Genomic DNA, 13,189 nt, shown 5'->3' on the forward strand with positions numbered 1-13,189 from the left:
GAAAAAGTTGCACGGCATGGATGCAAAGAAGTTACAAGCCGTGCCAAGTCATTGTCTCTCAAAAACAACATAGTAGCGCGCCGAAATGACCATTGCGACATCATCTCAGCACCTAGCCCGTTAGTCGGGCTGATGCCAAATCTGTCTGGACAACAAAAGGTCTGGGTGTGATGCGATCAGATAAAGGAGCAGCGTCGGCACTGCCGGATACAGGGAGATTACAGATGAAACTTTCCACCAAATATTTGTTAATGGCAACGATCGGATCATTGCCCGGATCGGCATTTGCGCAAATTACTAGTAACGAGCAGGAAGGGGCGAGGGATGGTTCCAACGTCATCATCGTCACGGCCCGTAAAAAAGAAGAGACTCTGCTAGACGCACCGTTGGCAGTTTCAGTTATTGGTGAACAAGAACTGGACGGTGCCGGTTTTAGTGACATCACGGAAATCACTAAAGCTGCTCCAGGTGCTTTTGTTGAGCCATTTGGCGACAATACTAATGGTTCTGCGAGGATCAATTCCACTCCTCGCTTCCGTGGCATCACCGTCGTCAGCGGAAACCGATTGCAACAGACGGCAACAGTATTTCTTGATGGAGTTTTTCTGAGCGGTGGCGCGCAGACAATCGGCATAAATGAGTTGCAACGAGTTGAAATTATCAAAGGCCCTCAATCAGCACTGTTCGGTCGTAATACATTTGCCGGTGCGATTAACTATGTCACCAAAGATCCGAGTGATGAGTTTCAAGTCGATTTGAGCGTTACTGGCGCAACGCGTAATGAATATAATTTTGCTGCAGGTATTGAAGGACCGATTACCGACGGTTTTTCTTTCCGGCTAAGCGGGAACTATGACACTAAGGATGGCCATTTCGATAATGTGGCCACTCCCGGCCAACGGCTTGGAGATGAATCCCAATGGTCGGTGGCAGGCACTTTGTTGGTCGCGCCCAGTGATGGCTTCCGTTTAAAACTTCGCGGTTCTTATCAGGAAATTGACGACGGTCCATCTGCATCGGTTTTGTACTTCGGTACTCCTCAACATAATTTTGGTGGTTTTCAATTCGTCAACGGCATCGCAGACCTGACAGATTCGGTGGTGCCCTCGCCCGGCGGTGGTCGCGGCGAATCTGTTTTTGCCGGAAGGATTACGCAACCTCCGGCCAATCGGATCGGATTGAACACATCGGCTGCCGAGATACAGGCTTATCTGGCTTTCCAGAACGACGGTCGATCTGATCCTTCCGACGCGATATTCGGTTTCAAATACAATCCAATCAACGTAAATGATTTTGGCCTGAACCTCGACTCTCTTCGGTTGAGCGCGCAGGGCTCTGTTGATCTGACCGACATCATCGAATTCAGCTTTTTGGCCGGATATAACAAAGAGAACTTCGGTTTTTACTCTGACTTCGATTCAACCCCAGACAATAGTTTCATGAGCTTCACAGCGCGTGAAACGGAAGATGTTACCGTAGAAGGTCGTCTGTCAGGATCATTCTTAGATGAAAGATTGAATATCTCGGCCGGGGCAAGTTATGTTAAAGTCGATATTGAAGAGCTTGGCGGAACAGCAAGCTTCTTGGGGAACCCCATTTTCTTTGGCGACCTTTTCCGCTCAGATCCCTTTATATCAGGTGCTGAAACAATTGGCATTTTCGGATCGATAGATTTCGAGTTTACCGACCAGCTATCGGTTACGCTGGAAGGGCGTTACCAGGAAGATGAGTTTAGTAATCCGGAAGTTAATGTTGGCTTGGCAATGCCGATCTCGCCCGGAAAAATATCCAGCTTCCTGCCACGTTTTACTTTGCGATATCAACCATCGAGCCTCACAACCCTTTATGCAACTTACAGTGAAGGCAACTTGCCCGGCGGGTTCAACCAGCAAATCGCTGAATTGGACGCCACACAGCTTGCCGAATTGATCGCCTTGGCTCCTGAAGCAAACATTCTCTTTGGTGAAGAACAATTGACCAATTACGAATTTGGCTGGAAGCAACAGCACCCAGACGGTATTTTCGGGTTTAACCTTGCTGCCTTTTACATGAAACGAGGCAATGAGATTTTTACGACCATTGAGACGGTCACAGATACCTCACCGGGAGCGCCTAACCCGCTTCGGACCGTTAACTTTACGTCAAACGGTGCAACGACCGATATTTATGGCATCGAGCTTGATGCGGTATTTCAGATTAGCGAGAATCTCTCAATGCAGAGTAGTTTCGCTTATATTGATTCAACCATCGCCTCCTTCCCAGCAAATGGCGGAACGGGAGACTTTGGTGATATTTTCGGTCCGGGAGCTGATGTTACCGGCCAGAAAGCGCCACGCTTCCCGCCCATTACGATTTCACTCGGGGCCACCTATGAAGATGATTTTAAGGGCTTCGGCGACATGTTCGAAAGTTGGTACTTGCGCAGCGACCTCTATTTCACCGGCAATTACTATGATAGCAACGCCAACGTAGCAAAGGTTGAAGAAGCGACTGACGTTAACCTCCGTCTGGGGCTGAGAGGTGAAAACGCCGGTATCGAATTGTTCGTGACAAACCTCTTCAACGAAGATGCTCCGACAACAGCATTTAATTTTGCAGACACAAGCTTTGGTACGCGGTTACTGCCCGGTGGCTTTTTCAACTTCGGTCGTGAAGGTGACCGCGTTGGCCTGCGGGACAAACGCCAGTTTGGTATCAAGTTGAAATATACGTTCAAATAGTACCAGTAGAAATGGCGTTTCTTTGGGGGAAGAAACGCCATTTCGTTTTTATTTTCCTACATCGGTGCCTAGCGTTCTGCTAGGCTGTCTTAAATTGAGCGGCGTCAGCAGCGTTAAATGAATAGGTTTCGCAAAACCCTGATCGCCGTTTTTTTTGCATTCGCGGTCTGCATGACCAGTCACGCGGTCGCAAAAAAACGTAGCTAGATGTTGGTGGACCGCGAGCTAGATCATCTGATGCAGATACGGCCAGGCGAATATGGCGATATCGAATCAGACAGTTGTGCTGCTGATCGGGGCCGTCAGTTGCGTATTTTCCCGAATCAGTTCTGGTCGAGAAATGAGGAGGGGCAGGGCGAAGAAACGTCAGACATGTCTGATTCAAACCAAATAGAACAGGGCCGGCGTTTCGCATGCATGATGGAGTTTCCCAAAAAGCCCAGTGACTATTCTGTGGTGACCCGCCATCATGTCAAAATTCATGATCGAGGCGGCGCCTTTTTTTGATCACGCATCTTGTTGGCTGGGAGATGACGCCGATTATGCGAGTTAATTGGTCGAGCGGTATGCAGCGCGAGACGTTTTGTTGGTGTGATGGATGGGTCTGCCTCCTCGCGCCAGAGAATGTAGCAGCCTTCAAGGCAGCCGAATTCTGGACTATCGTTGTTTGGTCTGGCGAGCAAAGTTTCATCCGCATCGTGCGGGCTTTGCTATCAGGCTCGAGAGAATAGCAGACCGAGATCGGCAATTGCTCGTTGGCCGATTCAGAATATTCGGTCTCGAAAAGACTGGCTCGCTGGTATCACCGGCCTATACTGGCGTTATGACGCTATGTAATCGCAGGTGTCGCATGACTTCCGGTTTGTTCAGTCGCTCGTCAACATAGCCTTGATGGACGTTGTCAAATCGCCCTAGCAGAAGCCTGCCAATAATCCCCACATTGCGCTCAGTTGCCGTTCAACCCAGTCCTCATGCAGGAGCAGTGTATGGTAATACACCGACCACAAAAGCGCCAAGCACCACAAGCCAATAGCGCACAAGAACTTTAACAGACGGGCATTGGTAAGCCTCTTTAATCTTCGGCGCGTCCGGTTATGGTGTAGCCAAGCACCAGATTTCCATCAAAATCAATAACGCCAATTTCACGGCCTTTGCGGCCATCTTTGGTCACCAGGACTTGCTCGGGATAAAGCTGCAATCCAAGCGCACCGACTTGTTCGATCATGCTATCTACATCTGGAATATCGACGACTATTGCACTGCGGCGAGGCAATTGAGTTTCGAGCAAAGTGGTACCCGTAACCTCGGTTAGCGCCATGCAACGTGGGGCATCCGGTGTTGATAGAACAGCAAAGCGAATCTTGGCATCTCGAGGGATTTCAAAGACGGTATACGAATAGGAGGTGGGTTCCGAGTCTTTTACAAATTCCACGGTGAATCCAAAGATATCACGGTAAAGAGTCAATGCGCGATCAAGGTCCGAGACAACAAAATTGGCCCGTTGTAATCGGACGGATGGAGCGACAGTATCAGTCATGTTTTGGCCTTATAATTTAGGATGAAGTATTAGTACGATGAAGTATTAGTTTGAATATCAAAATCAGGGCCTTTCTATACTGACTGTCTGATTAACCTCGTAAAAATATCCATCGCGATCGAAAAGCGAAGTACCGATCATGTGTTTGGTTTCATTTTCAGCGCCAACGACCGTCCATTCCCGCGGTTCGCTGTGGATTTTTGATCCCTGAGCCTTTGCTCTTTCGTACACTTCTCTCGCATCTTCTGTGGACACGACAAATATGGGGGCGCCAAATTCCAATGTTTCGGGAACCGGAGGGGCCTCCATCTTTGGATCGATCCATTCCAACACACCGATCATGCCAATTACCGGATCATTCGCCTTCAATATGATTAGTCTCGTCTTGTCGCCTTTCTTGCCGAGGGCGATACCCTTCCCAGATAGCGTGAAAGGCTTGTCAAACCAACGCTTCATGCCAAATACGGTTTCATACCATTGGGCGGATTTTTCCGCGTCCCTTGACACTAATGTTGTTCTCTTGATTGTATCTGCCATTCTTTTTCGGAACCTCGAATTTGTAATAAAATGGTTTCGCAATATGCATTATGATTAAAGAATCTACGTCTTGTAAGCATTAGCAAACAAGCTGAAGCCCGATGAACGGGCTAGACTGCCAACTTCCAGATTCTTCTTTAGGCAGGATCTGGTCCGGATCTTCTGCATAAAAACCCCTCCACGCGCTTTGCGTCATCCATGGAACAGGCTATTGTCCTCTTAGATGGACAAAAATCAAAACCGATCTTTCTTACGTGGGCTGAGAGTGCTTCGATTGCTAAGCACGATTGATGGCCGTTCATGCAACGAGGTAGCGCGTGCTTTGAAATTGCCAAGAGCGACGTGTCACCGGCTTTTGAAAACGCTTGAATCTGAGGGTTATGCAACGCTCACCACCTCGGACAATCGCTTCAGACTGACCCGAGAAGCTCAATTCCTGGGTAAGCCGGATGATTGGGAAAGCTGGGTCACCGACTTGGTTAAGCCCAGGCTCAACGCGTTTACGAACGAACATTTATGGTGTGTTGCTCTGTCCACACTTCACGGCGTCCAGATGATGACAAGGGTAACCACCGATGCAATTAGTCCCTTCTCGCTCGATCATTATCGCAGGGGTTATTTGATGTCACTGACTCGATCGTCGCCCGGACTGATCTGGCTGGCTTATTGTGATGACCCGCTTCGGCGCGTACTTTTGAAACATATCTATTCGAACGAAGAAGCAAATTATAGTCCTCCATCGCAAAACCAGCTGAAATATCAGCTAGACCAGATTCGCATCCAATCCTATGCCTTTTCTCCAGTCCATTTTTCTGGAGAACATGCCTATGCTATTCCGGTTTTTGTTCAGGGGAAACTACATTCTGCTTTGTCCATGCGGTATATTGCAAAAGCCAAAAAGCCGGAAAAGATACTTGAGGAAACCCTCGGTCCTCTGAGGGCAGTGGCAACAGATATTGAGCGCCAAATAGAAAAGTTGAGCGTCTAAAGTCAGTGGCCATTTTGACACTTTGGGATGCAAAAGCCCGAATGTCGGGCTTGAGAAATTTTGAATAAAAGCCGTTCCCAATCTTTGTCTATTGTCAGGGAAACTAAAGGATTTCGAAACCACGTTCAAATCGGAGTAGTGCAAAAGACGATGTTTTCTCGATCACTGACCTTCATCTTGGCAATCTTTCTCGTTGTGGGATTCTCCTCAGGATCTTCAGCAGAGCAACCGGTAAAAGTAGCGGAAATCGAAAAGTTCTACGTTGCCGGTACCTTTGGCCAGATTCATGTTCGCAGAATGCAGCCGGCAATGGCGGGAATCAAACACCCACCGCTTATATTATTGCACCCTACGCCGTTTTCCGGTGCGTTTTTTGAACCGTTCATGAGAAGAATGGCTGCCGACCGTCTGGTCATTGCCATCGATACCCCCGGATATGGAAACTCGGACTCTCCGTCCGAACCGCAATCCATGGAGAATTATGCGGCTGCAATTGTCGTCGGACTGAACAAGCTTGGTTTTTCTGAAATCCCCTATGATGTGTTGGGTTACCACACGGGCGGCCTGATCGCGGTGGAAACTGCCTTGCAAGAGGGCGGCAATGTCCGGCGCCTCGTTCTCCCCGGCGTCCCATTCTTTGTGGGTGAGGAACGCGAAGAAGCGCACAAATTATATGCCAAACCTGCAACCATCATGAAGGATGGTAACCATCTGATAAAAAAATGGAATTTTGCTTCACTTGCTGTCGATGAAGGGTTGTCGCTTGAACAGGCTCAGATTAATTTTAACGATATGATGCAGTCCTTCCCCAATGACTGGTGGGCATATCACGGGGTATTTACCTATGTGTCAGACAAAAAGTTCCCGAAGGTAGATCAACCGGCACTTTTTATCGCAACTGGAGGGAGTCTAACAGCTGAAACCAAGGCTGCTTTCAAGCTAGCGAAAAACGGGACGTTAGTCACCATGCCAGACGTAAAACACGGCCTTTTTGCCATTCATCTGGATAGAATTGAAGCCGCCGCAAGGAAATTCCTTGATGGGCAAACAGACTAGTCGCAATACAGGAGCGCTGGTATGACCGACATTAAAATTGGATTCAAAGATATGGTGGCCGCAGCCGATGCAGAGGTCGAAACTATCTCCATCACAAATGCACTGGATCTACCTGATGACGATAGCGTGGTTATAGTCGACTTACGAGACATCCGCGAATTGCAGCGCGAGGGGATGATTCGCGGTGCTTTTCATTGCCCGCGGGGAATGCTCGAATTCTGGGTCCACCCGGATAGTCCTTATCACAAACCGATATTCGCCGAGCCCAGGAAATTCGTTTTCTATTGTGGTTCCGGTTGGCGTTCCGCCCTGGCGGCACGCGACATACAAATTCTGGGTTTGTCGCCAGTTGCTCATATTGCAGGCGGATTTACTGCCTGGAAAGAAGTTGGCGGACCTATAGAAACGAAAGAAGCAAAAAAGAGAGCATAGGGTAGAAACTGTGCCAACCGTCCAAGAATTCTGGAAATATTCAATGGAAGAGCCGAATGCATTCTGGCGAGAGCAGGCAGCGCTTATCCATTGGCACAGGCCGTTCAAACAGGTTTTTGACGGCAGTAATCCGCCTTTCAGCCGCTATTATGTCGGCGGTAAGACAAACCTTTGCTACAATGCCGTGGACCGGCATGCAAAAGAGCGCCCCGCTGCCCCAGCGCTTATCTATGTCTCAGGCGAGACGGAGGAAGAACGGACTTATAGTTTCGGGGAATTGCAGACTGCAGTTGGACGCTGCGCCGCGCTGATGAAATCTCTCGGTGTTTCCCGTGGTGACCGGGTATTGATTTATCTGCCGATGATTCCGGAGGCGGTCTTTGCGATGCTCGCAAGTGTCCGTATCGGCGCAGTGCACTGCGTTGTTTTTGGCGGTTTCGCGTCTCAGGCGCTGGCGGACCGGATTGATGATTTACAGCCCTCTTTGGTTATCGGCGCCGATGCCGGTCTGCGCGGTGGTAAAGTGATTGACTATAAAAGCCTGCTGGATGAAGCGCTGAAGGTCAGCGCCCATTCGGTTGCAAAGACACTTATTGTCAATCGAAAGAAGCTGGAAAACATGCCTTGGCGGGATGGGCGCGACATTGACTATCATCGCGCGCTGGCAAGTCTGGAAGAGGACAACGTGCCAATTGAATGGCTGGAATCAAGTGAGCCCTCATACATACTCTACACTTCGGGTACTACCGGAAAGCCAAAGGGTGTCCAGCGTGATACTGGCGGTCATGCTGTCGCGCTTACCGCATCCATGCGTCACGTGTACGGTGGTAAAGCAGGAGAAACGATGTTCGCAACTTCTGATATTGGATGGGTGGTCGGACATAGCTACATTGTTTATGGGCCTTTGTTAACTGGTATGGCGACCATATTATATGAAGGCACTCCGACCCATCCGGATCCCGGCATATGGTGGCGTCTGGTGGAAAAATACCGCCCTTACGTTATGTTTTCCTCCCCGACAGCTATGCGGCTCTTGAAAAAATACGACCGAAAATTTATTACTGATCACGATACCAGCGGACTGCGCAATTTTTTCCTGGCAGGGGAGCCACTTGACGAGGCGACAGCGAAATGGACTTCGCAAATCCTGAAGCGCGATGTTTACGATCATTGCTGGCAGACGGAAACCGGATGGCCGATTATCAGCGCGCTGCCGGGCCTTGAAAAGCATCCCTTGAAATGGGGTTCTCCCAGCTTTGCGGTTTATGGATATGATTTGCAGATAATCGACGAAAGAACAGGTGAACCCGAACCCCATGGCAAAAAAGGGATGCTAGCGATCAAATGGCCGCTGCCACCAGGTTCAATGACGACAATCTGGAACGATGACGAACGGTTTAAGAGCGCCTATTTCCGTCAGTTTTCCGGCATACACTATTATCTGACCTTCGACTTTGCCATACGCGATGAAGATGGATATCTGTTTGTGCTTGGCCGCTCGGATGATGTGATCAACGTAGCTGGCCATCGCCTCGGTACGCATGAGATAGAGGCTGCAATCTGCACCCATCAAAAGATTGCCGAAGCAGCGGTTGTCGGCATAGCGAACAAGGTGAAAGGGCAAACGCCGGTGGCCTTTGTTGTCCTTAAGGGCAGCAGCGCAGAAATGGCAGATCTTTCTGCAGAACTGACCGCAGTCGTTGGCAAGCAACTGGGCGGAATCGCTAGGCCATCACGCATCATTTATCTTCAGGGCTTGCCAAAGACTCGCTCCGGCAAAGTGCTGCGCCGTGCGCTGCAGGCTCTTGCGACCGGTGAAGACCCGGGCGAGTTACCGACAATTGAGGATGCCAGCATCATTGAAGAAATCAGGCAAGCCATTGCAGCATCTGGTTCCTGATCGGCTCGAACCGACCTATGATCTGCTCCGATGGCATTGGAGCTAAATTGACCCGATTCACCTTGCATCAGAAGAGTAAAAAAGTTGCGGAAGGTGACTGTTCAGCGACGGATCTGGCGATAGAATTTTGCGCCAAAGCGGAAGATTTGTTCTCCCTGAATTTGCTGACGAGCTGGGATGAGAACCGATTGCTCTCCGAAGCCAGACAGGCTGATGCGGATCAGGTGGCTGGCCACTTGCGAGGCCCGCTTCACGGTATTCCTGTAATATTGAAGGATAATATCAACACAGTTGATCTGCCGACATCTGGGGGTACACCGGTGTTAGTTGGGAACCAAACATCTACAAACGCGCCACTTGTTAACCGTTTACGTGCAGCGGGTGCCCTGATTGCTGGCAAGGCCAATATGCATGAGTTGTCCTCCGGCGGTACCAGCGCCAATCATGTCTTTGGGCCGGTTTGCAATCCCTATGACCGGACAAGGATTCCAGGCGGTTCGTCTGGCGGGGTCGCTGCGGCTGTCGCGGCTGATCTTGTTCCCGTTGGAATTGGAACTGATACCGCCGGTTCCGTGCGCGTACCAGCGGCGCTTTGCGGTGTTGTCGGTTTCAGGCCGACTGTTGGTCGATATCCGGCGGATGGAATTGTGCCGCTTTCCACATCATTTGACACGCCGGGGTCAATCACCAGATCTGTTCAGGATGTCCAAATTCTGGACGCTGTTCTGTCCGGTGGTGAGATGCAACCAAAACTTCCAAAAAGTTCCGATGTTCGATTGGGTATTGCTTATGACCTGATCGAACATTCGAGTACGGCCGTCAAAAATGCCACTGATAGTGCTCTGCAGCAGCTTTCACATGCTGATATCGACTTCGTTCCGATGGCTTTGGAACCTCTGCGTGAATTACACCGCGCCGCGAGTGAGGCAGTAATTGACACCGAATTTGCGGGTGCAATGAAGAACTATCTCGCCGAGTATGGAGACGGACTTGGCCTTTCAGAACTGGTAAATGGAATTGCTTCGCCAGCAGTTCGTGAGTTTATCAAAAACCGCTTGGCATTGTCGCCTACTCTGCAAGTTTACCACTCCTCTATAACGTTTCATCGACAGCGATTGGAGACCGAATGGGACCTCTTGATGGAGAAGCATGAACTGGATGCCATCGTTTTTCCTACCGCCCCGGAGGTAGCGATGCCAGTTCATGAAGACGATAATATCTTGATAGGTCAGAAAGTTTTATCGTCCTGGTTCTATTTCAAACATACATCATTCGCTAGTTTCGGTCGACGTCCGAGCATCAGCATTCCCATTGGAATCACCGCAGTGGGCCTGCCTGTAAGCCTATCATTAGACGGCATTCCCGGGAAGGATACCGAATTGTTGAATGTCGCCCGTTTCGTCGAGCAGGTTTTGCCACAAATGCCGCCGCCCGATATGGATTGATTCACTCAGCGAAGTCGCTGACCTCAATATGCATCATGTATGTGAAACGATCCCCGGGATGATAGTTGTCGGAAATTTCGAATAGCTGGTCATTATTATCAAAATAGCATCGCAAAACGCGTAAAACCGGAGCGCCTTGATCAATCTCAAGATATCGGCCGATTGTTCGAGATGCAGTAATCGCACTAATATCCTGCGTTACACGTGAAAGTTTGTTTCCTTCGATTTCTGTCAGCTGACTAAAAATTGTTTGGCTTGCCCCGTTCACGAGTGCCGCCGCTTCGGAGAATGCGGGATTGATCCATACTTCTGTGAATGCGAGCGGTTTTTTTCGCCTGAAGCTTGCCTCAAGCAATAAAAAACGGTCCAATTTGTGGTTCTCTCGATCTTAAGTTGATAAGCTAAGCTCGGCGTCAGCTTTGCAACACCTCGCTTCAGCAACGCCATTGATGTGTCACTGGCATATTGCAGAATTTCTTCGATGTTGCTGAGTGGTTGATGCCGCGCACCTCTTCGTTTGCTTGCATGCTGGACGACTGTTCCAGAACCTTGCCTCCGGGTAATCAAGCCTTCGTCAATCAAAATACGCAGAGCTTCTCGTAACGTTCCTCGACTGACGCCATATTTTTCGCTGAGTTGGTTTTCTGCTGGCAATCGATCTGACTGAGCTAGCTTGCCATCAAGGATTTGCGATCGAAGATCGTCCGCTAACCTCAGGTAAATGGGTAGCTTGGTATTTTCTGGTATGACATGATCGCCCATGATCCATGTTGTAAAAGGAAGATACTTTAACCTTAGCCGAAAATACCGTCAGCCCGAAGAGCGGGCAGAGATGTAGGGTGATAATTTTTAGATTGATCGCAATCAGCCACGGCTTGTAGGTGTCGTATTGATCTTTAGTCTTCTAAGTACGATCGCGAACGATTGTAGTATACCGTTAGATATGGTCATCTAAGGTTGCGCAAGAACGAAGCCAACCAACCGCATGATTCGCTATTGCAGAATATTGGTGAGGATAGCTGCACCGGCCGATCCTATTGCAATAATAGCAACAGCTGCTCGGTACTACTTTGATACCACACGGGTATACTGAATTTTACAACCCTAGCGATCCTTGGTTGATCTGGCGATTGGGATCCAGATTGTCCTTGACAGCCTGAAGTAAATCTTTCGCCCGATAATCAAGGCTGTCCGTGTACCGATAAGTACGACCAATCTGAAAATGTGCAGCATCGTGGTAATAGAACACGCTTACTAGTGCCTGCTTGAGGCGCTGTGCCAGTTGCCAGCTAGCCTCGTTTTCGGGATGCAATGGTAGTTTTGCCAGATGGTCTTTTTCCATTGTCGCTTCGATTACCGGATGGCGGGCGTCAGGCCAATAGATGCAGGGTTCGATTATCATACCGGCACCACCAACGGCCGCAATCAAAGTACCTTCATGCATGCCAAGCGAATCCATTTCCGTCCGGTGCTTTTCGAAAAGCGCAGAAATGGCCTCATAGCAATCGAGGGCGCGGCTGTGTGGCAACAAGCCGTGGACCGGCACCCAACGCTCGCGGTCCGGTCCCAATATACCGTTTAGGGGACCGAAAGGATTGGCGCGGATGATCTTCGGGATTGTGTTTTCCGTTTCCTTACCACCATGTTTCTGGACGATCTGGCGCGCCTGTTTGATATCTGCATCCGTAGCTGCCTGCATGCGCGCTTCGGTCAAAACGTGGAGAGAATAGGCCGATTTCTCGATGAAACTGCGTCCAGCCGTCACAACTTTGGTGCCCTCCTTTATCGCTTTCATGATTGAACCCTGTTTTTTCATCATACCGACCAACTGCTTCGCATCACTGGCCAGGCTGTCCCGTTTCATGCGAATTGCATTAAGTTTGGGATCAAATCCGAAGCATTCTGTGGCAATTCCGGCCCGTTCGATTTCGGCAGATGCATTCAGTATCGCTTCATGCGAGTCGAAGGTGAAACTTGCATAATCGTGCGCGTTTGCTTCGGGTATCATCCTCAAAGTCACCGTTGCCTTTATGCCCATGGCGCCGGTGTCGGCTAGGAAAAGTCCTGTCAAATCCGGCCCATAGGGGCGCGTGAATTTGCTGCCGGTTTGTATGATGGCGCCGTCAGCCAGAACAACTTCCAAAGATACGCAGCTTTGAACAGCGGTACCGTATCGGCAGGTTCCCCAAAATATTCCGTTCTGGCTCATGCCGCCGCCAACCGTTGCCTTGAGGCCGGATAGCGTTCTCCAGAATGGTGTTCGCAGGTTTTTGGGGGATAGCGTTTTATGCAGTTCGGCCCAAGTACAGCCTGCTTCGACTGTGACCGTCATGTTATGTTCATTGATATCCAGAATATGATTCATCTGGGCCAAGTCAATCAGGACCGCGCCGGGTTCGCCTGATGTATAACCGCCCGTATAACTCATTCCACCTCCACGCGGGATGACCATCAAGTTGTGGGTCGTTGCGACAGAAACTGCGGCGGAGAGCTGTTCCTTGTTTTTCGGACGAACCACCGCCAGCAAGTCAGCACCACGGGAATAGATATCATGCGCATAAAAATCGAGCGTTG

General features: G+C 49.7%; 12 protein-coding genes. 7 read left to right on the plus strand and 5 right to left on the minus strand.

Annotated features, from left to right (window positions below; translation table 11 throughout):
• Nucleotides 1–224 precede the first annotated feature (224 nt).
• Nucleotides 225–2,720, plus strand: coding sequence for a TonB-dependent receptor (locus tag ACZ1GS_RS06375; protein WP_472697648.1), 2,496 nt, complete (start codon nucleotides 225–227; stop codon nucleotides 2,718–2,720).
• A 207-nt stretch (nucleotides 2,721–2,927) separates the two neighbouring features.
• Nucleotides 2,928–3,227 (plus strand): hypothetical protein, encoded by a 300-nt coding sequence (locus ACZ1GS_RS06380; RefSeq protein WP_472697649.1) that lies wholly within the window; start codon nucleotides 2,928–2,930, stop codon nucleotides 3,225–3,227.
• A 565-nt stretch (nucleotides 3,228–3,792) separates the two neighbouring features.
• Here the strand turns inward: ACZ1GS_RS06380 and ACZ1GS_RS06385 are convergent.
• Together ACZ1GS_RS06385 and ACZ1GS_RS06390 are read right to left on the minus strand one after the other, a co-directional pair.
• On the minus strand, nucleotides 3,793–4,257 hold the full coding sequence (locus ACZ1GS_RS06385; RefSeq protein ID WP_472697650.1) for a VOC family protein: 465 nt from the start codon (nucleotides 4,255–4,257) through the stop codon (nucleotides 3,793–3,795).
• 63 nt (nucleotides 4,258–4,320) lie between these two features.
• Nucleotides 4,321–4,794 (minus strand): VOC family protein, encoded by a 474-nt coding sequence (locus ACZ1GS_RS06390; RefSeq protein ID WP_472697651.1) that lies wholly within the window; start codon nucleotides 4,792–4,794, stop codon nucleotides 4,321–4,323.
• Between the two features lie 223 nt (nucleotides 4,795–5,017).
• On the opposite strand from ACZ1GS_RS06390, the gene ACZ1GS_RS06395 reads away from it, so the two are divergent.
• The 5 genes from ACZ1GS_RS06395 to ACZ1GS_RS06415 all read left to right on the plus strand — a co-directional run bounded on the left by ACZ1GS_RS06395 (nucleotide 5,018) and on the right by ACZ1GS_RS06415 (nucleotide 10,615).
• Complete coding sequence (locus tag ACZ1GS_RS06395; RefSeq protein ID WP_472697652.1) at nucleotides 5,018–5,782, plus strand: helix-turn-helix domain-containing protein; 765 nt, start codon at nucleotides 5,018–5,020, stop codon at nucleotides 5,780–5,782.
• A 138-nt stretch (nucleotides 5,783–5,920) separates the two neighbouring features.
• Complete coding sequence (locus ACZ1GS_RS06400) at nucleotides 5,921–6,838, plus strand: alpha/beta fold hydrolase (RefSeq protein ID WP_472697653.1); 918 nt, start codon at nucleotides 5,921–5,923, stop codon at nucleotides 6,836–6,838.
• A gap of 21 nt (nucleotides 6,839–6,859) precedes the next feature.
• Nucleotides 6,860–7,270: a rhodanese-like domain-containing protein gene (locus tag ACZ1GS_RS06405; RefSeq protein WP_472697654.1), complete on the plus strand. Its 411-nt coding sequence runs from the start codon at nucleotides 6,860–6,862 to the stop codon at nucleotides 7,268–7,270.
• Nucleotides 7,271–7,280: 10 nt separating this feature from the next.
• Nucleotides 7,281–9,170, plus strand: coding sequence for a propionate--CoA ligase (locus ACZ1GS_RS06410; RefSeq protein WP_472697655.1), 1,890 nt, complete (start codon nucleotides 7,281–7,283; stop codon nucleotides 9,168–9,170).
• A 17-nt stretch (nucleotides 9,171–9,187) separates the two neighbouring features.
• The gene (locus ACZ1GS_RS06415) at nucleotides 9,188–10,615 is read left to right on the plus strand and encodes an amidase family protein (RefSeq protein WP_472697656.1); all 1,428 of its coding nucleotides are present in this window, start codon (nucleotides 9,188–9,190) and stop codon (nucleotides 10,613–10,615) included.
• Nucleotide 10,616: 1 nt separating this feature from the next.
• Here the strand turns inward: ACZ1GS_RS06415 and ACZ1GS_RS06420 are convergent, their stop codons facing one another.
• The 3 genes from ACZ1GS_RS06420 to ACZ1GS_RS06430 form a co-directional block, all read right to left on the minus strand.
• Complete coding sequence (locus tag ACZ1GS_RS06420) at nucleotides 10,617–10,985, minus strand: UTRA domain-containing protein (RefSeq protein WP_472697657.1); 369 nt, start codon at nucleotides 10,983–10,985, stop codon at nucleotides 10,617–10,619.
• Nucleotides 10,880–11,377 (minus strand): GntR family transcriptional regulator, encoded by a 498-nt coding sequence (locus tag ACZ1GS_RS06425; RefSeq protein WP_472697658.1) that lies wholly within the window; start codon nucleotides 11,375–11,377, stop codon nucleotides 10,880–10,882. Before ACZ1GS_RS06425 ends, ACZ1GS_RS06420 begins: the two co-directional genes overlap by 106 nt.
• A 334-nt stretch (nucleotides 11,378–11,711) precedes the next feature.
• The gene (locus ACZ1GS_RS06430; RefSeq protein ID WP_472698078.1) at nucleotides 11,712–13,133 is read right to left on the minus strand and encodes an FAD-binding oxidoreductase; all 1,422 of its coding nucleotides are present in this window, start codon (nucleotides 13,131–13,133) and stop codon (nucleotides 11,712–11,714) included.
• Nucleotides 13,134–13,189 lie beyond the last annotated feature (56 nt).

The organism is Parasphingorhabdus sp. W113 (assembly GCF_055693205.1).

Coding starts and splice junctions, on each gene's coding strand:
- ACZ1GS_RS06375 (WP_472697648.1), top strand. CDS start 225: ATGAAACTTTCCACCAAATATTTGTTAATGGCAACGATCGGATCATTG.
- ACZ1GS_RS06380 (WP_472697649.1), top strand. CDS start 2,928: ATGTTGGTGGACCGCGAGCTAGATCATCTGATGCAGATACGGCCAGGC.
- ACZ1GS_RS06385 (WP_472697650.1), bottom strand. CDS start 4,257: ATGACTGATACTGTCGCTCCATCCGTCCGATTACAACGGGCCAATTTT.
- ACZ1GS_RS06390 (WP_472697651.1), bottom strand. CDS start 4,794: ATGGCAGATACAATCAAGAGAACAACATTAGTGTCAAGGGACGCGGAA.
- ACZ1GS_RS06395 (WP_472697652.1), top strand. CDS start 5,018: ATGGACAAAAATCAAAACCGATCTTTCTTACGTGGGCTGAGAGTGCTT.
- ACZ1GS_RS06405 (WP_472697654.1), top strand. CDS start 6,860: ATGACCGACATTAAAATTGGATTCAAAGATATGGTGGCCGCAGCCGAT.
- ACZ1GS_RS06415 (WP_472697656.1), top strand. CDS start 9,188: ATGATCTGCTCCGATGGCATTGGAGCTAAATTGACCCGATTCACCTTG.
- ACZ1GS_RS06425 (WP_472697658.1), bottom strand. CDS start 11,377: ATGGGCGATCATGTCATACCAGAAAATACCAAGCTACCCATTTACCTG.